Here is a 21,496-nt window from a genome sequence, read left to right on the forward strand (position 1 = left end):
GGAGGAAATAACGATGAAACTTACGAAACTGCTGGGCCTGAGCGCCGCAGCCATGCTCTGGGCAAGCGGGAGCTTCGCACAGGAGATCACCCTCAAGCTGCACCATTTCCTTGGTGCCAAGGCGCCGGTGCAGACGCAGATGCTGGAGCCCTGGGCCAAGCGCGTCGAAGAGCTGTCGAACGGCAAGGTCAAGATCGACATCTACCCGGCGATGACGCTGGGCGGTCGCCCGCCGGAACTCGTGCAGCAGGCGCGCGATGGTGTGGTCGATCTGATCTGGACGCTCAACGGCTACACGCCGGGTCTCTTCCCGCGGACCGAGGTGTTCGAGCTGCCGACGGTCTATAACAACGACCCGGCCGCGACCAACCTCGCGATGCGCGACATGTTCGACAAGGAACTGAAGCAGGAATACGAGGACAAGGGCCTCGAAGTGATGTTCCTGCACGCCCATGCGGGCAACGGCATCCACACCGTCGATACCCCGGTTCACAGCCCCGCCGACGTGAAGGGCCTGAAGCTGCGCACGCCGTCGCGCACGGGGGCCTGGGTGATCGAGGCGCTGAACGCGCAGCCGGTCGCGATGCCGGTGCCGGAACTGCCGCAGGCGCTGTCGAAGAAGGTCGTCGACGGGGCGCTTATCCCGTGGGAAATCATCCCCGCGCTGAAGCTGCAGCAGCAGACACAGTACCAGATCGAAGGGCAGGACCATTGGCGTCTGGGCACCTCGATCTTCCAGGTGTCGATGAACAAGGCGAAATGGGACAGCCTGCCCGATGACGTCAAGGCGGCGTTCCGCAAGGCCTCCGACGAGGAGTGGCTGAAGGAAGTCGGCCAGATCTGGCGCACCAGCGACAATAACGGGATCAAGGCCGCCGAAGCGGATGGCAACGAGCTGATCACGCTCTCGGCCGACGAGACCCAAGCCTTCAAGGATGCGATGCAGCCGGTCGTCACCCGTTGGGAAGACGAGGTGAAAGGCCAGGGCATCGACGGTCCGGCGCTGGTGAAAGAAGCCCGCGAGCTGACCGCTGAAGAAGAAAAGAACCTGGCGAGCCAGTAACCAACGGAGCGGCGACGATCATGCATTCTGCAACTGAGACTTTCTTGCGCAAGGCGATCTATGCCTGGGCCCTCGCCGGAGGCGGGGTGCTTGCAGCGATCGTCGCCGTAAACGTCTGGACAGTGTTGGGCGGCTTTATCGGGCTGCCCTTCGCGGGGGACTTCGAACTGACGGAGATGGGGGTCGCCATCGCGGCCTTCATGTTCCTGCCCTACTGCCAATTGGCCGATCAGAACGTCACGGCGGATATCTTCACCTCGAAACTTAGCGCCGCCGTGCAGCGTCGCTTCTCGGCCATCGGCTCGGTGCTGGCGCTGGGGTTTGCCGCGCTTCTGCTGTGGCGGATGTATTTCGGGATGCTCGATCAGAAATCATATTCGCTCGCCACCACGATCCTGCAGATCCCGGTCTGGTGGGCTTACCTTCCCGCGCTTGCCTCGCTTGCGCTACTTTTCATCGCCGCAGCGCTGAGCCTGCGGGACAACTGGACGGGGCGTGCCTGATGGACCCGATTACTCTCGGCCTGCTTGGCCTCGCCATTCTCGTGGCGCTTATCGTCATGCGTGTGCCCATCGCTTACGCGATGATCCTCGTGGGCGCTGGGGGCACCGCGATCATCAACGGCCCGGCGATCTTGTTGAGCCAGCTCAAGACGCTCGCTTACGGTCAATTCTCGATCTATGACCTCTCGGTCGTGCCGATGTTCGTCCTGATGGGGGCGCTGGCCACCAAGACGGGCCTGTCGCGCGACATGTTCCGCGCCGCCAATGCGTGGTTCGGCTGGATGCGCGGCGGCACCGCGATGGCCTCGATCGCCGCCTGTGCGGGCTTCGGCGCGGTCTGCGGCTCCTCGCTCGCAACCGCCTCGACGATGGGCAAGGTCGCCCTGCCGGAGCTGGAGCGCTACAACTACTCTCCCGCGCTCGCGACCGGTTCGGTCGCGGCAGGCGGCGTGCTGGGCATCCTGATCCCGCCTTCGGTGATCCTTGTGATCTACGCGGTGATCGTGGAGGCCAATATCGTCACGATGTTCATGGCGGCACTGGTGCCCGGCCTGATCGCGGTCGCTCTGTTCCTGCTGACCATCGCGATCTATGTCCGCCTCGTGCCGAGCGCGGGCCCCGCGCAGGGCGTGTCGGACAAGGCCGAGTTCTGGGCGGCCACGCGCGGCGTGCTCCCGGTGCTGGGCATCTTCGGCGTCGTCATCGGCGGCATCTATGCGGGCTTCTACAACCCGACGCCCGCCGCTGCGATCGGCGTCTTCGCGGTCTTCGTCTACGGCCTCTTCCGCGGGCTGATGTCGCGCGAAGCCCTGCGCTCGTCCATCCTCGAGACGGCGGGCACCACTGGCATGATCTACCTGATCCTGCTGGGCGCGGAGCTTCTGAAGATCTTCATGTCGCGGGCAGGGGTGCCGCAGGCGGCTGCCGATATGGCGGTGAATTCCGGCTTGCCGCCCATGATGGTGATGGCGATCCTGCTGATCGCGCTGATCGTGCTGGGCTGCCTGATGGACTCGATGTCGATGATCCTGCTGGTGTTGCCCTTCTTCTGGCCGGTGCTGGTCGAGATCAATGGCGGTCTCTACCAGATGGCGGACGGCTCGGGCTTCGGCCTCTCGACCGACGAGCTGAAGGTCTGGTTCGGTATCCTTGCGCTTGTCGTGGTGGAGCTGGGGCTGATCACGCCGCCGGTGGGGATGAATGTCTTCGTGATCTCGGCGCTGGCGAAGAACGTTCCGATGGGCACCACCTTCCGCGGTGTCTTCCCGTTCTTCCTGTCCGAGCTCGTGCGCGTCGCGCTTCTGCTAGGCTTCCCGGCGCTGACGCTGTGGCTGCCTCGCGTGCTTGGTGGCTGATCCACTCAAGACAAGCGGATGAGACGGAACGGGGGGCGCAATTGCCCCCCGTTTCGCATTCACCCCGCGCGCATCGGGGCGAGGGCCTTGTTCTCGACCCCGATCCGCACCCAGAGCATTGCGGCGTTCAGTACGGTGAACAGAACTGCGACCCAGAGCAGGCCCAGTACCATCGGGGCGACGAAGATCTCGGCCACGACCAGCATGTAATTGGGGTGCGAGGCGTATTTGAACGGCCCGCGCGCGACCAGCGGCTCTTCGAGGATGATGATCCGTGTCGTCCAGCGTCCGCCGAGGCTGGTGAGGATCCAGATGCGCAGCACCTGCAGCACCGCAAAGAGAGCGAGCCAGCCGAAGTGTACGGGCTGGCCGAGGCCGAAGACGATCAGGCACAGAATCCACGCGCTGTGCATCGCGACCATCACCGGGTAATGCGCCGCGCCGACCTCATGGGCTCCACGCGCCAGAAGCCGGGCGGTGTTGCGCCTGGCGATGACAAGCTCGCTCAGCCGTTGCACGATGATGAAGGCCAGAAAGAGAACGCTCGGGAGGGACATCACGCGGCCTCCGCCTCGATTTGGGGCGGGCCGACATGGAAGGGCAGGAACGAGGCGGTAAAGCCCGGCCCGAGCGCGCAGCCCATCATCTGCCCGGTCTTGCCCGCATCCAACACCGCGCGCATCACGAAGAGCATGGTCGGCGCCGACATGTTGCCCGCCTCGCGCAGCACGTTGCGCTCGGCATCCAGCACGCCCTGTTCCAGATGCAACGCGGCCTCGATCGCCTCCACGACCTTCGCGCCGCCCGGATGGCAGACATAGCGGTCGATATCGGCGTGATCGAGGTTCGCGGCCCGCAGCGCGCCCTCCGCCGCCGTCGCGAATTCGGAATTGACGAAGCCCGGGATCGAGCGGTCGAAGATCACGCCGAAGCCGATCTCGTCGACGTCCCAGCCCATGATGTCGAGCGTGTCGGGCCATGTCTTCTGGTGCCCCTGACCGAGCGAGATCACCTGACCCGCGCCCGGCGCCTCGGTGCTGATACAGGCCGCAGCCGCGCCATCGGCGAAGAGGACGGCAGCGACGATATCGGCCTTCTGCATCCGGTCGGCGCGAAACGAGAGCGAGCAGGTCTCGACCACGACGAGCAGCACCTTCGCGCCCGGACGGCCTGCCGCGATGGATTGCGCCGTCGACAGTCCCGAAACGCCGCCCGCGCAGCCCAGGCCGAAGATCGGCACGCGCATGATGTCGTCGCGAAAGCCCATCTCGCCCAGAACCTGCGCCTCCAGCGAGGGCGTCGCGAGGCCGGTCGAGCAGACGGTGACCACGCAATCGACCTCCGAACCCTGCCAGCCTGCGGCGTCGAGCGCCGCCTGCGCCGCGTCGATGAACAGCGCTTTCGCGCCCTCCATGAACGCCGCGTTGCGATCCGCCCAGCCGTGGGCTTCCGAGAACCAGTCGATCGGCACGACCGAATAACGCCGGTCGATCCCCGCCGTGTCGAAGGTTTTCGAGAGCCGCTCGAATTGCGGGTAGGTCTCGCCGAAGATGATCTCGGCCCGCTCGCGCACCTCGGATTGCGCGAGGCAATGCGGCGGCAGGGCGGTGGAGAGACCGTGGAGGTAAACTGACATGGCAATTCCTTTTCGCTGAAGGCTGATGCTGGTCAGTCCTTGAGGAAACTGTTCGAAAATCTCGGGGGCGCGCTGGATTGCCCTGTAAGACAACGGCCCGGAGCCGGGTTTGGTTCAGCCGCAAGGAGGAGAAAGCGGGGACACGCGACGTTGTCCTCTAGGTTTAAGGTCGCCTTGTAGGTGCCTGAAAGCGCTTGGTTTCGTGTGAATGGACCTGCGCAGCTTTCCGACCTCAACACCAAGCTGTGATCGTTGGCTGGCGCATCGGTTCCACGGTCAGCTTTCGTCATCGACGAAAGGCAGGCACGTGAGCGGAACCTGCGGCGGCATTTTGTCACTTTAAAGTCGCCTCATAGTGCTTTGGTTTTGAATGATTTCTCGAAACCGGCGCGCCCCCAACCGAAATGATCCGCGACGGCGACGCCGCAGTGCGGCACACGGCGACTTGAGGCTGAAATCGCGCTTCGAAACCGGTTTCGGCTTTACGAAATCGGTTTCGGTGACCTAGTCTCTCGCCATGGAGGAGATTCGCGACACCGATAAGAAACCGTCCGAGCCGGCACCGCGCCGAGTTCGGATCTCTGACCTTGCGCAGGCGCTGGGGCTGACCAAGAGCACCGTGTCGCGCGCGCTCAACAACTATTCCGACATCTCGCCCGAAACCCGCGAACGCGTGGCGCGGGTGGCAGCCGAGATGGGCTACGCGCCGATGCCCTATGCGCAGGCGGTGCGTACGGGGCGGGTGCGGGCGCTGGGGCTGGTGCTCGAACTGGACGCACCGGACCGCTACGGCCCGTTCCTTACGGATTTTCTGGGCGGGATCACGCAGGAAGCCTCGCTGGAAGGCTGGACCCTGACGATCGCCTCGTCGAATTCGCGCGAGGAGATGGAGGACACGGTCACGCGGCTTCTGCAGGAGCACAAGGTCGATGGTTTCATCCTGCCGCGAACGCAGGTCGTCGACCCGAGGGTGAAATTCCTGCAATCGAAACATGTGCCCTTCGTTCTGTTCGGCCGCACCGGTCACGGCAAGCCCGATCCGGGCCTGTCGTGGTTCGACGTCGATGGCGAGGGGGCGATGCGCGCCGCCGTCGCGCGTCTGGCGGGTTTCGGCCATCGCCGCATCGCCTTCGCCGGGTCGCATATGAGCTACAATTTCGCGCTGTTGCGCCGAGACGGCTACCGAAAGGGGCTGGAAGAGGCCGGATTGCCCTTCGATCCCGCGCTCGAGGTGATGGAGGTCTCGAACCGCGCGGAAGGGGCAGAGGCCGCGCGCCAGTTGCTCGATCTGGCCGAGCCCGCGACGGCGATCGTCTACTCCACCGACGCGACGGCGCTCGGCGCCTATGACGTGGCGCGCGAGCGGGGGCTGACGATCGGGCGCGATCTGTCGGTCATCTCCTATGACGGCATTCCCGAGGGCCGGATGGTTGATCCGCCCCTCACGACATTCGCAGTCGACAGCCAGCATGCGGGCGCGCGTCTCGCGTCGCTGCTGATCGCGCAGCTCCGTGGTGCGCCGCCCGGTGAGCTGACGGAACTGGTGGCGGCGCAACTGGAACCGGGAGGCTCCGACGGGCCGCCCGTCGACCCATAAGAGTAACGCAATCTACCGGGAGGAAAGTAAATGAAATCGATACTTGGACATAAAACGGCGATGCTGATGGGCTCGACCGTGCTTGCGCTGATGGCGGGCGCCGTCGCGGTGCAGGCGCAGACGATCAAGTTCTGGACCACCGAGGAACAGCCCGAGCGTCTGGCCAAGCAGCAGCAGATGGCCGACGACTTCAAGGCCAAGACCGGCATCACCGTCGACGTGATCCCGGTCACCGAAAGCGACCTGAACCAGCGCGCGACCGCAGCCTTCGCGGCGGGGGACCTGCCCGACGTGATCTACACGCCGCTGCAGAACGTGCTGCCTTGGACCGATGCGGGCATTCTCGACACGCTGGCGAGCTCGGACGTGGTCGACAAGCTCGATCCGGCGACCTTCGCCCCCGGCGCGCTGAAGATGGTCGAGACCGATGGCGATTATGCCGCCGTGCCGGTCGATGGCTGGACGCAGATGATCCTCTACCGCAAGGATCTGTTCGACAAGGCGGGCCTCGCGCCGCCGACCGATTTCAAATCGATCGAGGCCGCGCTCGACAAGCTCAACGATCCGCCGAACATGTATGGTTTCGTCGCCGCGACCAAGGTCGACGACAACTACATGAGCCAGATCCTCGAGCAGATCTTCCTCGCCAACGGCGTCTCGCCGGTGGGGCCGGACGGCTTCAAGCCGCTCGACGAGAAGAAGACGGTCGAAGTGCTGAACTTCTACAAGAAGCTGGCCGACGCTTCCCCGCCCGGCGAGAACTACTGGAAGCAGTCGCGCGAGCTGTATTTCGCGGGCAAGGCGGCGATGATCATGTGGTCGCCCTTCATCCTCGACGAACTGGCCGGTCTGCGTGACAGCGCCCCGCCGATGATCAACGACGATCCGACCTCGACCGAGCTGTCGAAGGATACTGGCGTCGTGACCAACCTCGCGGGCCCGTCGAACCCCGACGGTGCGAGCTGGGCGGACCTGCGTTACTTCACCATCACCGCCGACGCCGACACCGATGCGGCCGAGAAATTCGTCGATTACTCGATGAATGACGGCTACGAGCAGACGCTGTCGATCGCGCCCGAGGGCAAGTTCCCGACGCGTCGCGGCACCGATGAGGATCCGGAGAAGTTCACCAAGCTCTGGGCGACCCTGCCGGTGGGCGTGGATCGCAAGGCGCCGCTCAAGGATCTCTACGATCCGGCCGTGGTCGACGAGATCACCAAGGGTCTCGACACTGCACAGCGCTGGGGCGTGAAAGACGGGCAGCTCGCGCTGGCCTCGAAGATGCTCAACAGCCAGGTCATCAACCGGGTTGTGCGCGACTTCATCGACGGCAACATCTCGGCCGAGGATGCGGTCGCGAAGATGAACGACGAGCTGGGCAAGATCAACTGATCCGACCTCTGGCCGGGGCAGGGCGGTCGCGCCTTGCCCCGGGGCCGAAGCCCGCTCTGACTGCATGCATTGGAGACTGTCATGACCGACATATCGCCGCCCAAGGGGCGCGGCGCGCTTGCCCGTCGCGAAGCGCGTCTCGCCTGGGGCCTGCTGTTCCCGACCATCGCGATCGTGGCGCTCGTCGTGATCGTGCCGCTGCTGGCGATCTTCTGGATCTCCGTGAAGCCGGTGACGTTGGGCGATCTGCGTCCGGCCGAGATCCGCACGCGGGTGGCGCTGCGCGAGCGGGGCGATCAGCCGCTTCTCGAGTTGCGCGTGATCAATCCGTCGGGCGAGCAGGAGATGACCAAGGCGGGGTTGAATGTGACCCTGCCCGAGGGCGTGACGCTGACCGGCGATCTGCCTCAGGGCTGCGCGATGGACGGGCAGGACCTGTCTTGCGATTTCGGCACGCTCGAACCCGGCGCGAACGAGCGGTTCCGCGTCGATGCGCAGGTGACCGGCGATACCCGCGCGGCAGAGCGCGCGATGCGTGACGCCGAGGTCACGGCGACCGGTCACGTCTCGAACGTCCTGACGAATTCCACCTTCACGCTCGAGAACTTCCGCCGGCTCTTTTCGGGCAGCGAGTTCTGGAGCGTTCTGGGCATCACGCTGTTCTACACGGTCTTCGGCACGCTGGGCGCGCTGGTCGTGGGGCTGTTCGCGGCGCTGCTGCTCAACAAGAGCTTCCGCGGGCAGGGTATCCTGCGCGGGCTTTACCTGTTTCCCTATGTGGCCCCGGTGATCGCGGTGGCCTTCACCTGGATCACGCTGTTCGATCCCTATTCCGGCTCCGCCAACGCGCTGCTGGTGCAGATGGGCGTGAGCGAAGGCGCGATCAACTTCTTCGGGGCCAAGCCGCTCGCGCTGATCATGGTGACGGTGTTCGAGATCTGGCGCTATTTCCCGCTCTCGTTCCTTTTCATCCTCGCGCGGATGCAGAGCATCGACACGGATATGTACGAGGCGGCGGATATGGACGGGGCCTCGCCGTTCCAGAAATTCTGGTATCTCTCGATGCCGCAGCTGCTGGGGATCCTCTCGGTCCTGTTCCTGCTGCGCTTCATCTGGACCTTCAACAAGTTCGACGACATCTTCCTGCTCACCGGCGGTAATGCCGGCACGCGGGTCCTGACGGTCAATGTCTACGAACAGGCTTTCGCGGTGTCGAATATCGGTGCGGGTGCCGCGGTCGCCGTGGTGATCTTCGCCTGCCTTCTGGTTTTCTCGGGGCTGTTCTTCCGCACCATGAGCCGGGAGGAAGGGCTATGAAAATCCTGCACAAAGGCTATCTCGCCGGACCGATCATCGGAGCGCTCTGGGCGCTGGTCATGTCGGTCACGCTGGGGGTCGCGATTTCCTTCGCCACCGGGGCTGCGGCCAAGCCTGCGCTGATCGGCTCGCTGATCCTCGGGCTTGCGACCGGGTTTGCCCGCGTGCGCATCGCCAATCGATGGGCTGCGGATGCGGTGGCGGTGATCGTGGCGCTGGTGCTGATGGCGGTGGGCCTCGGCGCGCTGCAATTCGACGAAAGCTTCAACTTTGTCTGGCGCGTCGTCCTCAGCGTTGTGCTCGCGGGCACGGTGTCGATCCCGCTCAACTCGATCCTGCGCGAGCTGCAATTCGGCGCGCTCACCCGCCACCAATTCGAGGATGCGGTGATCCGCTTCCTGACCGGTTTCGGCTACATCTTCTTCACCGCGATCGTGGTCATCCCGTTCTACGTGATGGTCATGACCTCGATGAAGTCGCAGCAGCAGCTGATGCTCAACCCGCTCGATTTCTCGATCGACCTGAGCCGGGGCTGGCACCTGTTCGACAGCTATTACGAGCTGATGACGCGGTTCCATTTCGGCCGCTACCTCTGGACGAGCTTCTACGTCTCGGTGCTGACCGTGCTGCTGACGCTGCTGTTCTCGGTGCCCGGCGCCTATGCGGTGGCGCGGCTGCGCTTCCGCGGGCAGAAAGTGTTCTCGCGCGGTATCCTGCTGATCTACATGGTGCCGATGATCGTGCTCGCGCTGCCGATCTACATCGCCTATTCGATGGTGGGTCTGCGCAACTCGATCCTCGGGATCGTGATGATCTATCCGGTCACCACTATTCCCGTCGCGCTCTACATGCTGCAGGGCTATTTCCGCGGCCTCCCCGTCGAGGTCGAGGAGGCGGGGCTGATGGACGGGCTCTCGCGGCTCAAGGTGATCTGGAAGATCACGCTGCCGCTGGCGCTGCCCGCGATGGCCTCGGTCGGGCTCTATGTCTTCATGATCGCGTGGAACGAGTTCCTGCTCGCCTTCATGCTGCTCGACGATCCCAGCAAATTCACCCTCACGCGAGGCATCGCTTCGCTCAACTCCTCCGAGATCCCGCGCCAGCACCTGATGGCGGGCGCCGTCATCGCGACGGTGCCGATCATGGCGCTGTTCCTCGGGCTCGAACGTTTCATGACCCGCGGCCTGACGGCCGGCGCGGTGAAAGGATAAGACATGATGACCGAAACTGTGGCCGCCACCGATTTCTCCGACCGGGACGCTGCGGCGCGCGAAATCCTTACGCAGAACGACCGGGGCGGCTATACCGTGCCGACCGATGGCCTCTATCCCTACCAGTGGAACTGGGACAGCGCCTTTGCGAGTCTCGGTTTCGCCGAATTCGACCTGGACCGCGCCTGGCAGGAAATCGAGACGCTGTTCACCGGGCAATGGGACAGCGGCATGGTCCCCCATATCATCTTCCACAAACCCGATCCGGGCTATTTCCCCGGTCCCGACGTCTGGGGTTGCAACGGGCCGATCGCGTCCTCGGGCATCACCCAGCCGCCCGTGGCACTCAGCTTCGCGACGCGGCTTCTGGCGGCCGATCCGGAGGCGGGGAAAGCTCGCTTCGCGGCCCTTTATCCGAAGATGCGCAAATGGGCGGAGTGGTTCCTGAAATGGCGCCGTGACGAGAAGGGCGCGATCTTCGTGATCCATCCGTGGGAATCCGGCCGCGACAATGCGCCGGACTGGGACGACGCGATGAGCAAGATCGACCCGCAGGACGTGGGCTATTACGAGCGCCGCGACACCCAGCATGTCGACGCCTCGATGCGGCCCACGAAATACGATTACGACCGCTATATCTGGCTGGTGCAGCGTGCCAAGGCGCTGGATTGGGACGATGCCAAGGTCGCCGAGGACAACCCGTTCAAGGTGGCCGATCCGACCATGCATTTCATCCTGATGCGGGGCCTGCGCGACCTTCTGGCGGCAGGTGAGGCGCAGGATCTCGATACCGGCGACATGGCCGCGCAGCTGGCCGAACTGGGGGCCGGTGCTCAGGCGCTGTGGAACCCCGGCATGGGCTTTTACGACAGCTACAACTGCAACAACGGCATCTGGTCGAACGCGCTGACCAACGCCTCCTTCCTGTGCTGGTTCGGCGGGCTCGACGCGCCGCAGATGGAGCAACACCTCGCCCGCGTGCTAGATGCCGCGCCCTATGGCGTGCCCTCGCTCGCGCCGTTCGATCCGCGCTTCGACGCGAAGCGCTACTGGCGCGGCCCGACCTGGGGGATGATGAACATGATGATCGGCGAGGGCGCCTCGGAACGGGGCGTCACGCTTGGCGAAGAGGTCCGCAAGCGCACTCGCGAGGTGATCGGGCGCTACGGTTTCGTCGAGTATTTCGACCCGATGACGGGAGCGGCTGCGGGCGGCAAGGCATTCACCTGGACGGCGGCCGTCTGGCTCGCCTGGGCCGGCAAGGAGGGCTGACATGGGTTCGATCACGTTAAACGGTGTCGAGAAATGGTTCGGCGAGGTGCAGGTCATCAAGGGGATCGACCTCGAGATCAAGGATGGCGAATTCGTCGTCTTCGTGGGCCCGTCCGGCTGCGGCAAGTCCACGCTTCTGCGGATGATCGGCGGGCTCGAGGATACCTCGCGCGGGGCGATCGAGATCGACGGCGCGAACGTCACCGATCAGCCGCCCTCGAAACGCGGCCTCGCGATGGTGTTCCAGTCCTACGCGCTCTACCCGCATATGTCGGTGGCCGAGAATATGGGCTTCTCGCTCAAGATGGCCGGGGCGCCGCAGGGCGAATGGCGCGCCAAGGTCGACGAGGCTGCGGACATCCTGAAACTGCAGAGCTTCCTCGACCGGCGGCCCAAGGACCTGTCTGGCGGCCAGCGTCAGCGCGTGGCAATCGGGCGCTCGATCGTGCGCGACCCGACCGCGTTCCTTTTCGACGAGCCGCTGTCGAACCTCGATGCGGCGCTGCGCGTGGAGATGCGGCTTGAGATCGCGCGGCTGCACCGCAATCTCAAGCGCACGATGATCTACGTCACCCATGACCAGGTCGAGGCGATGACGCTGGCGGACCGGATCGTGGTGCTGGAATATGGCAAGATCGCGCAGGTCGGCACCCCGCGCGAGCTTTACGAGAAGCCCGCGAACCTGTTCGTGGCGCAATTCATCGGCAGCCCGAAGATGAACGTGATGCCCTGCGCGGTCTCGGATGGCCGCTACAGCCTCGAAGGCGGGCGCAGCGGGGCCTGTCCCGCGCCGCAGACCACGCAGCTTGGTATCCGGCCCGAGCATATCTCGCTCGTGGCTGAGGGCGAGGGGCAATGCGACGGTCGCGTCGATGTGGTGGAATTCCTGGGCGCCGATACGTTCATCCTGTTCGATTGCGGACCGCTGGGCGCGATCAATGTGCGCGTCGCGGGCGATACCGACCTGCGCCCGGGCGATGTCTCTGGGTTGGCCTTCGAGGCCGACCGCACGGTGTTCTTCGACGCCGACGGCATGGCGGTCTGAAACCGCGCGCCCGGGCGCTCATCCCGGGCCGCAGGGCAGGGCGCAGGCCTTAGCTCGCCGTTCAAAGGCACCGAAATCGGCAGTCCGATGCCTTTTGGCGATCGGGCTGTTGTACTGGCGGAAGGTCGGGCAAGCGGCGGCGTTTACATAATTTTTCTCAATAATCATTGGGTTCCGTGACGCTTTTCTCAAATTAATGTTACCGGCGGACGATTGCTGATCGGGGCCGTGGAGGCTAGGTTTTGCGGCAATCGTCGAGCGGGCGCATTCGCGTGCATTGCGCAACCTGATGGTCGACGATGGGCCGAGACGCTCCTCCGGGTGAGAAAACACGCCCGTGCGGGGAGGTCAGGCGGTCTCATCACGCGCAAAGCGAATGCGGTCCGACAACGATCGCAAACAATCCAACGGATGAGAGGAAAACACATGCGGAAGACGACACTTCTCGCGGTCGCCGGTGCGACTGCAATTGTGACCGGTTTTGCAGCTCAGACCGGGACTGCCCGCGCTGCCGAGCAGTGCGGCGACATCTCGATCGCCCAGATGAACTGGGCCGCTGCCGAGGTCACCACCAACATCGCGAAATTCATGCTGGACCAAGGCTACGGCTGTAACACCAGCCTGGTCAAATCCGACACCATCCCGGCCATCACCTCGATCGCGGAAAACGGCCGCCCCGACGTCGTCACCAACCTGTGGCTGAACTCGGCCGGCGACGCCTACAAGAAGCTCGAGAGCGAAGGCAAGATCAAGCGCGTCGCCAAGACGCTCCAGCCGGGCGGCGTCGAAGGCTGGTGGATCCCCACCTACCTCGCCAAGGAGCACCCCGAGCTGAAGACCATCGAGGGCGTGATGGCGCACCCCGACTGGGTCGGCGGCACGTTCAACAACTGCCCGGACGGCTGGGGTTGCCGCGTCGTGAGCGACAACCTGATCAAGGCGCTCGACCTCAAGAGCTCGGGCATCGAGGTGTTCAACCACGGCTCCGGCCAGACGCTCGCCTCGTCGATCGGTTCGGCCTTCGCCGACAAGAAGCCGTGGTTCGGCTACTACTGGGGCCCGACCGTGGTCATGGGCAACTATGACATGACCCGCGTCAAGCTTGGTGACTACGACAAGGCCAAGTTCGACAAGCTCCAGAACAAGGACACCAAGGATCCGCAGGTTTCCGACTTCCCGGCAGCGCCCGTGCTGACCTCGGTGACGAGCGACTTCGCGAAGACCCACCCGGCCGAGACCGAGTTCTTCTCGAAGATGAGCTTCAAGACCGACACCATGTCGAAACTGCTCGCGTGGCAGGACGAGAACAAGGCGTCGGGTGAAGAGACCGCGGTCTACTTCATCAAGAACTATCAGGACACCTGGAAGAACTGGCTCAACGCCGACGCTCAGAAGAAGCTTTCGAAGCTGATCGGCGGATGATCGTGACGCGCGCTTGATGCGCACACCTTGGACGGGGCCGAGGCAGGCCCCGTCCTTTTTCGATCCATCACGCAACAACATGGGGCGGGTCCTCCCCAATGACCCGGAAAACCAATGGCAGCTTACGAGAATTTCTTTAACGCCGTGGGGCTGAAGGACTGGTGCTCGGCTGGCGGTGACGGTGGCGGCGGCATGACGTCGATGGCCGACCTGATCGCACAGACCGACGGCACCACGACGCAAGGCCCCTCCCTGTGGAACTGGCCCTTTCCCTCGCTCGACGCCCTCAACAAGGCCTGCGCGGCGATCCCGCCCTCGCGCGACGTGACGCAGGGCCTCGAAGACGGATTTCTCGCGATCCGTGGCGGTCTGCGTGCCGTCGTCGACCCGCTGACCCAGCCGCTGAGCTGGGCGCTGCGCGACATGCTCTGGATCATGACCAACACGCCGTGGTGGCTGATGGTGCCGATCCTGATGCTGATCACCTGGCTGGTAACGCGGTCCTGGAGACTTGTGGTCTTCGTGCTGGTCTCGATCGCCTTCCTCGCCTTCATCAACCATTACGACGCGGCGATGCAGACGCTGGCGATCATCTTCGTCTGTGCGTTCATATGCGTTCTCTTCGGCGTGCCCATAGGTATCGCGATGTCGCGGAGCGACAGGCTCCAGCGCACCGTGATCCCGATCCTCGACATGCTGCAGACGCTGCCGCCCTTCGTCTACCTGATCCCGCTGATCTTCCTGTTCTCGGTGACCGAGCCGAAGCTCTACGGTATCGCGATCATCCTCTACGCGATCGTGCCCGTGGTGCGCCTGACCGATCTCGGCATCCGACTGGTCGATCCCGACGTGATCGAGGCAGCCGACGCCTTCGGCATGACCAAGCGCCAGAAGCTGTTCGGCGTGCAGATCCCGCTCGCGCTGCCCAACATCATGGCCGGCGTGAACCAGACGATCATGATGAGCCTCGCCATGGTGGTGATCGCTTCGCTCGTCTCGGCCCCGGGTCTGGGCGTGCTCGTGCTGCGCGGTATCCGGTCGCTCGAACTGGGTGTTGGTCTCGTGGCGGGCTTCGGCATCGTGATCATCGCGATCCTGCTCGACCGCGTGACGAAAGCCTCGCTGGCGCGGATCGACACCAGCAAGAGCGGCAAGTGAGGAGACAGGCATGACCAAGGAAATCAAGGTCTCGATCCGACATCTCTACAAGATCTTCGGGTCGGATCCGCAAGCGGCGCTGGAAGACGTGAAGGCAGGCATGGGCAAGCCGGAACTGCTCGAGAAGCGCAACCACGTGCTCGGGCTCAGCGACATCAACGTGGACATGAAAGAGGGTGAGATCACCGTCATCATGGGGCTTTCGGGCTCGGGTAAATCCACGCTGATCCGGCACCTCAACCGGCTCATCGAGCCGACCGCGGGGGAAGTTCTCGTCAATGGCGAGAACATCCTCGACTATAACGAGGCGCAGCTGCGCAAGCTGCGGCGCGAGCGGATGTCGATGGTGTTCCAGAAATTCGCCCTTCTGCCGCACCGCACGGTGGCGGAGAACACGGCGATGGCGCTGGCCACCCGCGGCTTCCCGGCCTCCGACTATGTCGCGGAGGCCGAGAAATGGCTCGACCGTGTCGGGCTCGGGGGCTACGGGGACCACCACCCGCACCAGCTCTCGGGCGGGATGCAGCAGCGCGTGGGGATCGCCCGGGCGCTGGCGTCGAACTCGGACATCATGCTGATGGACGAAGCCTTCTCGGCGCTCGATCCGCTGATCCGGACCGACATGCAGGACCTGCTGCTCGAGCTTCAGGCCGAGCTGCACAAGACCATCATCTTCATCACCCACGATCTGGACGAGGCGCTCAAGCTCGCCGATCACCTGGTGATCCTGAATGACGGTCGAGTGGTCCAGCAGGGCGAACCGCAGGAGATCCTTCTCAACCCGGCGGATCCCTACATCGAGGACTTCGTGGCCGACATCAACCGCGCCCGCGTGCTGCGCGTGCGCTCGGTGATGGAGCGCGGCGCGCCGGAAGGCGAGATGTCGGGCGATATCGACGGCAACGACAACCTCGAGAGCGTCATCGCCAAGGCGGAAGGGGCGCTCGACCGCCGCTACCGCGTGATGATGGGGGGCGAGCCGGTGGGCAGCCTCACCATGCCCTCGATCATGCGCGCGCTGGTGCCCGCGCAATCCTCGGGCGAAACCGCCAAGAGGTAAGAAGAAAGGGATCCGCCCCTGTATTGGGGCGGGTCCGACCCGCCGCGCGACAGGCGCGGGCTTTTCCCAAATATAAGCGTGGGATGCCGCAGGAGCGGGGTGCGCGCTGCCCGGTGTGCTGTCGCATCCCGGGCCGTGTCCTTAGCTGCGCACGACGTAGACCGAGCACTCCGCATGGGTCACGACATGCGACGCCGTGGTGCCCAGCAGATAGTCCTTCACCTTCGGGTTGGCGGCTTCCATCACGATGAGGTCCACCTTGCGCTCGTCCGCCAGCTTGACGATCTGACGATGCACGGCGCCCTTGCGTACGACCATCTCGATCTCGGGCACCCCGCTGGCGGGATTGTCGTTGACGAACTTGCGCAGCTGCTGGCCCCAATAGGTATCGGAGTTGTAGATGTTGAGATTGCGCTCGATCTCGGGCGCGATCGTCGCGACGATCAGCTTGGCTTGGCGCCGCCGCGCCATCTCTACGGCTTCCATGTAGGCATGATGTTCGACTTGGGCGTGGCGCAGGTTGATGGGGCAGAGGATGAGCTTTGTCTGGCGTGCCATGATGGCCTCCGGGAAGTTCGAGGCGGAAAATGAACCTCGTGGCGACCGGGCGCGTACCCGGATTGAAACAGCCTCGCCCCTACGACGAATTCCGGAGCTCGAAATGGGCATAAGCGTCACTCCGATGTCGCGCAGCGACATAGGCGCCCGCAAAGAGCGCCACAGTGCATTCAGGCCCCCTGCGTATCGCCGCGAAGGCCTCGCAACGACGCTGCCGCGCGAGCATGCAGGAAGGAGGCTTTCACACGCGTCCGTGCACAGTCTCTTTTGGGCCTCGCTTTCGACGTGTGTTTTGACGCGATGGGGCTGGTTTCGGACGAGGCGGCTCAACGAGAAATCGCGATGATAGCAGGGGAACTCGGTTGAGTTTCGGGAATTAATACAACCATAACGATAGTCGCAAAATCTTCAGGCGATAACGCGCCGACAGCCATGAAACGAACTTTGCCAACAATATCCGAACCTTCGCGAAGGTCGGCGGCAGGTTCCCGCTGAGCGCTCGAAAAGACCGTCAGTCGTGATGGAACTAACCCGCAAAGCACCTGTTAACGGACCGTAAATTCGCTGTTAACCGAAGTGAGCGGGAGAACTCAACATGGCCAACTTCACGAACGCAACCGAAACCCCCCGTGTTCTGTTCATCGACGACAACGCCATTCTCGCAGATGCTGTGGAGCGGAGTTTCGCTGCGGATGGAAGCATCGCGGTTGTCAGCGAATGCAAAGATGTTCCCTCCGCATTGACCTCGAAGGACGTCCCGATGGAGACCTGCGACGTGGTCGTGTTCGACCCGAGCCAGACCTCTGCGGACCCTGCCGAGACCCTAAGCGCCGTCCGCGAGGCCGCCGGTCCGGTCGCCGCAATCGCCTACCTGCCGGAAACTGCACTCGAGATCGCGCGCCAGTGTCTCCAGTCGGATTACGACGGCGTCGTTTCCCGCAGCGGCAATATCGAAATGCTCATCGACGCGGTTTTCTCGGTCTCCATGGGAAGTCTGTATGTCGACGGGTGCTATGCCGAAGCGCGCAGCGATTCCAGCGCGCCCATTCTGGTCGGCACCGAAGCCCTCACCAGCCGGGAGCGGGAGGTCGTGCGCGGGCTCGTCGACGGCAAGAGCTGTCGCGCCATCGGAAACGACCTTCTGATCAGCGGCAAAACCGTCGAGACGCATAAGTACCGCGCCCTGTCAAAGATGGGTCTCACATGCGCGCGCGAGCTCGAAACCTTTGCGCGGCGCAACGCCTGGGCGGTGTAACCGGGTCTAGTGGAAGATGCGAAGCGTTAGTCCGATCCGGATCGGCGTGGCCGACCAAAGTCCGATTTTCGCGTCAGCGGTGCTCGACCTCGCGGCGTCGACATTCGACGACACGGGGACGCATGGCGACGCGCTTTCTGCCACCGACATAGAACGCCTGCGCGATCCCGACTGGGATGTTCTCCTTATCGATCCGCAGTTTACACCGAACCTTGAAGATCTGGTCCCGCAGATGCTGGCCGCCTGTCCCTCGCTGGCGCTGATCGCCGTTGCGTCGCAGCCGACAAAGGAGCTTGTCAGCTTCTGCATGCGGATCGGCTTCAGCTCCGTCGTGGCGAAATCGATCTCGGGCCCCGCGCTGATGCGGGTGATCCGCGTCACCCTTGCGGGAGGCAGCCTGGTCGACCGCGGTCTTTCGCGCTCCGCCGAGGGCGAGATGCCGGGCCCCACCGAGGGCAAGGCGCTGACCGAGCGCGAGGAATATGTGCTGCGGCTCTGGGCCAAAGGCTATTCCAACAGCGACATCGCGGACCAGATCGGCCTCAGCCGAAAGACCGTCGACAGCCACCGCGCGCGTGGCATGAACAAGCTTGGCCTCGCGGACCGGCCCGCGCTGATCCGGATGGCGAGCGCGCGGGGCTGGCTCGTCTGAGCCCGTCCGACCTCCCGGGTGGGTTTTTGCCCCACACGGGGGGTCAGGAAGCTCCCGACCCCTTTCCGAAATTCCTCCGCTCTTCGCCCGTATTCCCGACTGAAAGGGCTGCGAATCTTCCTTTATCCCTTGGGTCGAACCGGGCGGTACCTCTGCCCATTACACGTTTCGATTCGCCCGTTTCGAGGGGAGAAGGAAAAGAATTATGGCAAAGATCAGTGTTTTCGGGATCGGCTACGTGGGCGTCGTGTCAGCGGCTTGCCTTGCTCGTGACGGCCACGAAGTGATTGCGGTCGATCTCGACGAGAGCAAGGTCGATGGACTGAATGCGGGCCGCGCGCCCATCGTTGAAAAAGGGCTCGACGAGCTGGTGGCCGAGATGGCTGCGAGCGGTCGGCTCAGGGCCACGACCGACGCGGCGGAGGCCGTCGCGAAGACCGACGCCTCCTTCGTCTGCGTGGGCACGCCTTCGGCGCCCGACGGCTCGGTCGGTCTGACCTTCGTGGTCTCCGTCTGTCAGGACATCGGCAAGGCGATCGCCAACAAGTCAGACCGCCACACGGTCATCATGCGCTCGACCATCGTCCCCGGCACCATGGAAGAGATCTGCATTCCCACGCTCGAACGCGCCTCCGGCAAACTCGCAGCGCGCGATTTCGGCGTCGGCTACTTTCCGGAATTCCTGCGCGAAAGCACCGCGATCGAGGATTACGCCGATCCCGGCCTGATCGTGTTCGGCAGCCTGGACGCGCAGACCGAACAGGTCCTGACCGAGATCAACCAGGATCTTCCCTGCGAGATGAACAAGGTCGATATTCGCACCGCCGAGATGGTGAAATACACTTCGAACAGCTGGCGCGCGGCGAAGATCAGCTTCGCCAACGAGATCGGCAACATCGCCAAGGCCAACGACCTCGACGGTCAGAAGGTGATGGCGGTCCTGTGCAGCGACACCAAGGTCGCCATGTCGCCGGCCTTCCTGCGTCCCGGCTTCGCCTTCGGCGGCTCCTGCCTGCCCAAGGACGTGCGCGCACTCAAGGCGGTGGGCGAGACATCGGGCGTCGCGACGCCGCTTCTGAACGCCATTCTCGAGGCGAACGAGGCGCAGATAGAGCGCGCCGAGGCCATGGTGCGCTCCGCCTCGAAGAAGACCGTCGGTCTCGTCGGCGTCAGCTTCAAGTCGGGCACCGACGATCTGCGTGAAAGCCCGCTGGCCGATCTGGCCGCGCGGCTGATCGAAAGCGGTCAGGACGTGCGCATCTACGATCCCTATGTCGCCACCGCCTTCGCCAACGATCCCGGCGCCGCCGGCCGCGGCAACGCCGTCGTGCCCGACCTCTTCGAACGGATGGAAGACGATCTGGACCGTCTGATCGAAGACAGCGAGGTCATCGTGGTGGGCAACAAGTATCCCGAGGTGACCGCCCGCCTGAAGGAGACGCTGGGCAACCGCCGCGTGGTGGATCTCGGCCGCATCGACCCGAACCTCGTCAGCGACGCTGGCTATCAGGGCATCTGCTGGTAATCCGCAATGCTGGGTCATCTCATTTATATCGCGGCTTTCGTCGCATTGGGCCTTGCCGTGCGCGACACCAGCCTGGCTGCCGCCGATAGTGCCATCGTGGTGCTCGGGGTGATCGGCCTGTGGCGGTATGGATGGGCGGCACTGAACTTCCTGCGCGCGACCGCCTATGTCCGGGTGCTCTATCCCCGGCGCCGCGCGCGGGCCGAGGCCGCCTATGCGCGCCGCCCCGTTCCGGCGCACGCGTATTTCATGGTCACGACCTACAAGATCGAGCCGGGCGTCACGAGCCGCGTCTACAGCTCGATCTTCGAGGCGGCCCGCCGCTCGCCCGGCGGCGCGACCATCGTCGCCTCGGTGGTGGATGGCGCTGACCTCAGGGTGCTGCGCGATCTCTTCGAGGCCCGCAGGCACGACATGCCGCAGGTGCGCTTCATCATCGACCAGATCCCGGGAACCGGGAAGCGCGACGCCATCGCCCGCTCGCTGCGGCTGATGCAGCGCGAGGCCCCGCGACGCGACGACATCATGTTGTTCGTCGACGGCGACAGCGCCGTGCCAGCAGACATCGTCGAGCGCTCCGCGCCCTTCTTCACCGACGAACGGGTCGGGGCGCTGACCACCGACGAATCCGTCGAGATCCCGGATGACTGGCTGTTCCGGAACTGGTTCGATCTGCGCTTCATGCAGCGCCAGATGATGATGTCCTCGATGGCGTTCGGCGGCCGGGTGCTGACGCTGACGGGCCGGATGTCCGTCTTCCGCGCCGACCTGGCGGTGGACCCGAGCTTCATCCGACAGGTTCAATCGGACCATATCGATCACTGGCGGCTCGGTCGGATCAACTTCCTGACCGGCGACGACAAATCGACCTGGTTCTGGCTGCTGAGCCGCGGCTACCGGATGACCTATCTGCCCGACGTGCGCTGCGTCTCCTACGAGGAGCAGCCGATGCCGGGCTTCGTCGAAAGCGCCGTGGCGCTGATGAAGCGGTGGTTCGGCAACATGCTGCGCACCAATGGCCGCGCGGTGGCGCTGGGCCCGTCGCGGATCGGGTTCTTCACCTGGTGGTCGATCCTCGACCAGCGCGTGTCGATCTGGACGACGCTGTTTGGGCCGATCTCGATCGCGCTGACCGCGCTCTTCGCGACGCCTGCGGTGATCCCCGCCTACATCGCCTGGGTGATGTTCACCCGCTACGTCTTCTGCTGGATGCTCTCGACCTTCCGGGGCGGCGGCTTCCCGATCATCTACGCGCCGCTGCTCTACTTCGGCCAGATCCTCGGCGCGTCGGTCAAGAGCTCGGCCCTGTTCCGTCTCGACCGGCAGAAATGGACGCGCCAGGCCGCCAAGAAAGCCGCGGCGCGCATGCCTCTCGGAGCGCGGCTGCGCTCGGCCACTTCCACTTACATGCAGGTCCTTGCGCTGGGGTGGCTAACCCTCGCCGCGGCGCTCTCGACCGGACTTCTCTAAACGAC

General features: G+C 64.2%; 19 protein-coding genes. 16 read left to right on the top strand and 3 right to left on the bottom strand.

The genetic code is table 11. The annotated features are described in order from the left end of the window. Nucleotides 1-13 precede the first annotated feature (13 nt). The 3 genes from B6V72_RS00205 to B6V72_RS00215 are packed head-to-tail and all read left to right on the top strand — an operon-like array spanning nucleotide 14 to nucleotide 2,921. Nucleotides 14-1,063 (top strand): TRAP transporter substrate-binding protein, encoded by a 1,050-nt coding sequence (locus B6V72_RS00205; RefSeq protein ID WP_075777035.1) that lies wholly within the window; start codon nucleotides 14-16, stop codon nucleotides 1,061-1,063. A gap of 20 nt (nucleotides 1,064-1,083) precedes the next feature. After that, on the top strand, nucleotides 1,084-1,566 hold the full coding sequence (locus B6V72_RS00210; RefSeq protein WP_075777036.1) for a TRAP transporter small permease subunit: 483 nt from the start codon (nucleotides 1,084-1,086) through the stop codon (nucleotides 1,564-1,566). Then, a complete protein-coding gene (locus B6V72_RS00215; RefSeq protein WP_075777037.1) occupies nucleotides 1,566-2,921 on the top strand; it encodes a TRAP transporter large permease subunit in 1,356 nt (451 codons plus the stop codon). The genes B6V72_RS00210 and B6V72_RS00215 overlap by 1 nt, the downstream gene beginning before the upstream one ends. Nucleotides 2,922-2,980: 59 nt before the next feature. On the opposite strand, the gene B6V72_RS00220 is transcribed toward B6V72_RS00215, so the two are convergent. Together B6V72_RS00220 and B6V72_RS00225 are read right to left on the bottom strand one after the other, a co-directional pair. Next, nucleotides 2,981-3,478: an isoprenylcysteine carboxylmethyltransferase family protein gene (locus B6V72_RS00220; protein WP_088724472.1), complete on the bottom strand. Its 498-nt coding sequence runs from the start codon at nucleotides 3,476-3,478 to the stop codon at nucleotides 2,981-2,983. Beyond that, nucleotides 3,478-4,557 (bottom strand): type III polyketide synthase, encoded by a 1,080-nt coding sequence (locus tag B6V72_RS00225; RefSeq protein WP_075777039.1) that lies wholly within the window; start codon nucleotides 4,555-4,557, stop codon nucleotides 3,478-3,480. The genes B6V72_RS00220 and B6V72_RS00225 overlap by 1 nt, the downstream gene beginning before the upstream one ends. Before the next feature lie 517 nt (nucleotides 4,558-5,074). On the opposite strand from B6V72_RS00225, the gene B6V72_RS00230 reads away from it, so the two are divergent. The 9 genes from B6V72_RS00230 to B6V72_RS00270 all read left to right on the top strand — a co-directional run bounded on the left by B6V72_RS00230 (nucleotide 5,075) and on the right by B6V72_RS00270 (nucleotide 16,031). Further along, the gene (locus B6V72_RS00230) at nucleotides 5,075-6,154 is read left to right on the top strand and encodes a LacI family DNA-binding transcriptional regulator (RefSeq protein WP_088734115.1); all 1,080 of its coding nucleotides are present in this window, start codon (nucleotides 5,075-5,077) and stop codon (nucleotides 6,152-6,154) included. Nucleotides 6,155-6,184: 30 nt separating this feature from the next. Next, the gene (locus B6V72_RS00235) at nucleotides 6,185-7,546 is read left to right on the top strand and encodes an extracellular solute-binding protein (protein ID WP_088718379.1); all 1,362 of its coding nucleotides are present in this window, start codon (nucleotides 6,185-6,187) and stop codon (nucleotides 7,544-7,546) included. A gap of 81 nt (nucleotides 7,547-7,627) precedes the next feature. Next, the gene (locus B6V72_RS00240) at nucleotides 7,628-8,863 is read left to right on the top strand and encodes a sugar ABC transporter permease (protein WP_075777041.1); all 1,236 of its coding nucleotides are present in this window, start codon (nucleotides 7,628-7,630) and stop codon (nucleotides 8,861-8,863) included. Next, the gene (locus tag B6V72_RS00245) at nucleotides 8,860-10,074 is read left to right on the top strand and encodes a carbohydrate ABC transporter permease (protein ID WP_088734117.1); all 1,215 of its coding nucleotides are present in this window, start codon (nucleotides 8,860-8,862) and stop codon (nucleotides 10,072-10,074) included. The genes B6V72_RS00240 and B6V72_RS00245 overlap by 4 nt, the downstream gene beginning before the upstream one ends. 3 nt (nucleotides 10,075-10,077) lie before the next feature. Continuing rightward, on the top strand, nucleotides 10,078-11,346 hold the full coding sequence (locus B6V72_RS00250) for a hypothetical protein (RefSeq protein WP_240497659.1): 1,269 nt from the start codon (nucleotides 10,078-10,080) through the stop codon (nucleotides 11,344-11,346). Nucleotide 11,347: 1 nt separating this feature from the next. Further along, nucleotides 11,348-12,391: an ABC transporter ATP-binding protein gene (locus B6V72_RS00255; protein WP_075777043.1), complete on the top strand. Its 1,044-nt coding sequence runs from the start codon at nucleotides 11,348-11,350 to the stop codon at nucleotides 12,389-12,391. A 426-nt stretch (nucleotides 12,392-12,817) separates the two neighbouring features. Next, complete coding sequence (locus B6V72_RS00260; protein WP_088718383.1) at nucleotides 12,818-13,813, top strand: ABC transporter substrate-binding protein; 996 nt, start codon at nucleotides 12,818-12,820, stop codon at nucleotides 13,811-13,813. 114 nt (nucleotides 13,814-13,927) lie between these two features. Beyond that, a complete protein-coding gene (locus tag B6V72_RS00265; protein WP_075777045.1) occupies nucleotides 13,928-14,971 on the top strand; it encodes an ABC transporter permease subunit in 1,044 nt (347 codons plus the stop codon). 10 nt (nucleotides 14,972-14,981) lie between these two features. After that, on the top strand, nucleotides 14,982-16,031 hold the full coding sequence (locus tag B6V72_RS00270; RefSeq protein WP_075777046.1) for a betaine/proline/choline family ABC transporter ATP-binding protein: 1,050 nt from the start codon (nucleotides 14,982-14,984) through the stop codon (nucleotides 16,029-16,031). A gap of 141 nt (nucleotides 16,032-16,172) precedes the next feature. Here B6V72_RS00270 and B6V72_RS00275 read toward each other — a convergent pair whose 3' ends face one another. After that, nucleotides 16,173-16,589 (bottom strand): universal stress protein, encoded by a 417-nt coding sequence (locus B6V72_RS00275; protein ID WP_075777047.1) that lies wholly within the window; start codon nucleotides 16,587-16,589, stop codon nucleotides 16,173-16,175. A 595-nt stretch (nucleotides 16,590-17,184) separates the two neighbouring features. Between B6V72_RS00275 and B6V72_RS00280 the strand changes: the two genes are divergently transcribed. The 4 genes from B6V72_RS00280 (at nucleotide 17,185) to B6V72_RS00295 (ending at nucleotide 21,491) form a co-directional block, all read left to right on the top strand. Continuing rightward, entirely contained in the window at nucleotides 17,185-17,844 is a 660-nt protein-coding gene (locus B6V72_RS00280; RefSeq protein WP_088723276.1) for a response regulator transcription factor, read from the top strand. 46 nt (nucleotides 17,845-17,890) lie between these two features. After that, nucleotides 17,891-18,496 carry a response regulator transcription factor gene (locus B6V72_RS00285; protein ID WP_168172984.1) on the top strand — a complete coding sequence of 202 codons (606 nt, stop codon included), beginning with the start codon at nucleotides 17,891-17,893 and terminating at the stop codon, nucleotides 18,494-18,496. Between the two features lie 205 nt (nucleotides 18,497-18,701). Continuing rightward, nucleotides 18,702-20,021 carry a nucleotide sugar dehydrogenase gene (locus B6V72_RS00290; RefSeq protein WP_075777050.1) on the top strand — a complete coding sequence of 440 codons (1,320 nt, stop codon included), beginning with the start codon at nucleotides 18,702-18,704 and terminating at the stop codon, nucleotides 20,019-20,021. 6 nt (nucleotides 20,022-20,027) lie between these two features. Continuing rightward, nucleotides 20,028-21,491 (top strand): glycosyltransferase, encoded by a 1,464-nt coding sequence (locus B6V72_RS00295; protein WP_075777051.1) that lies wholly within the window; start codon nucleotides 20,028-20,030, stop codon nucleotides 21,489-21,491. The last annotated feature ends 5 nt before the right edge of the window (nucleotides 21,492-21,496 follow it).

The organism is Thioclava sp. F34-6, from assembly GCF_002213235.1.
Classification (GTDB): Bacteria; Pseudomonadota; Alphaproteobacteria; order Rhodobacterales; family Rhodobacteraceae; genus Thioclava; species Thioclava nitratireducens.

Bases quoted from the DNA above. Each gene is read 5' to 3' on its own strand.
- B6V72_RS00295 (WP_075777051.1), top strand. From the start codon at position 20,028: ATGCTGGGTCATCTCATTTATATCGCGGCTTTCGTCGCATTGGGCCTT.
- B6V72_RS00235 (WP_088718379.1), top strand. From the start codon at position 6,185: ATGAAATCGATACTTGGACATAAAACGGCGATGCTGATGGGCTCGACC.
- B6V72_RS00205 (WP_075777035.1), top strand. From the start codon at position 14: ATGAAACTTACGAAACTGCTGGGCCTGAGCGCCGCAGCCATGCTCTGG.
- B6V72_RS00215 (WP_075777037.1), top strand. From the start codon at position 1,566: ATGGACCCGATTACTCTCGGCCTGCTTGGCCTCGCCATTCTCGTGGCG.
- B6V72_RS00265 (WP_075777045.1), top strand. From the start codon at position 13,928: ATGGCAGCTTACGAGAATTTCTTTAACGCCGTGGGGCTGAAGGACTGG.
- B6V72_RS00250 (WP_240497659.1), top strand. From the start codon at position 10,078: ATGATGACCGAAACTGTGGCCGCCACCGATTTCTCCGACCGGGACGCT.
- B6V72_RS00245 (WP_088734117.1), top strand. From the start codon at position 8,860: ATGAAAATCCTGCACAAAGGCTATCTCGCCGGACCGATCATCGGAGCG.
- B6V72_RS00220 (WP_088724472.1), bottom strand. From the start codon at position 3,478: ATGTCCCTCCCGAGCGTTCTCTTTCTGGCCTTCATCATCGTGCAACGG.
- B6V72_RS00290 (WP_075777050.1), top strand. From the start codon at position 18,702: ATGGCAAAGATCAGTGTTTTCGGGATCGGCTACGTGGGCGTCGTGTCA.
- B6V72_RS00230 (WP_088734115.1), top strand. From the start codon at position 5,075: ATGGAGGAGATTCGCGACACCGATAAGAAACCGTCCGAGCCGGCACCG.
- B6V72_RS00270 (WP_075777046.1), top strand. From the start codon at position 14,982: ATGACCAAGGAAATCAAGGTCTCGATCCGACATCTCTACAAGATCTTC.
- B6V72_RS00275 (WP_075777047.1), bottom strand. From the start codon at position 16,589: ATGGCACGCCAGACAAAGCTCATCCTCTGCCCCATCAACCTGCGCCAC.
- B6V72_RS00260 (WP_088718383.1), top strand. From the start codon at position 12,818: ATGCGGAAGACGACACTTCTCGCGGTCGCCGGTGCGACTGCAATTGTG.
- B6V72_RS00225 (WP_075777039.1), bottom strand. From the start codon at position 4,557: ATGTCAGTTTACCTCCACGGTCTCTCCACCGCCCTGCCGCCGCATTGC.
- B6V72_RS00280 (WP_088723276.1), top strand. From the start codon at position 17,185: ATGGCCAACTTCACGAACGCAACCGAAACCCCCCGTGTTCTGTTCATC.
- B6V72_RS00240 (WP_075777041.1), top strand. From the start codon at position 7,628: ATGACCGACATATCGCCGCCCAAGGGGCGCGGCGCGCTTGCCCGTCGC.
- B6V72_RS00210 (WP_075777036.1), top strand. From the start codon at position 1,084: ATGCATTCTGCAACTGAGACTTTCTTGCGCAAGGCGATCTATGCCTGG.
- B6V72_RS00255 (WP_075777043.1), top strand. From the start codon at position 11,348: ATGGGTTCGATCACGTTAAACGGTGTCGAGAAATGGTTCGGCGAGGTG.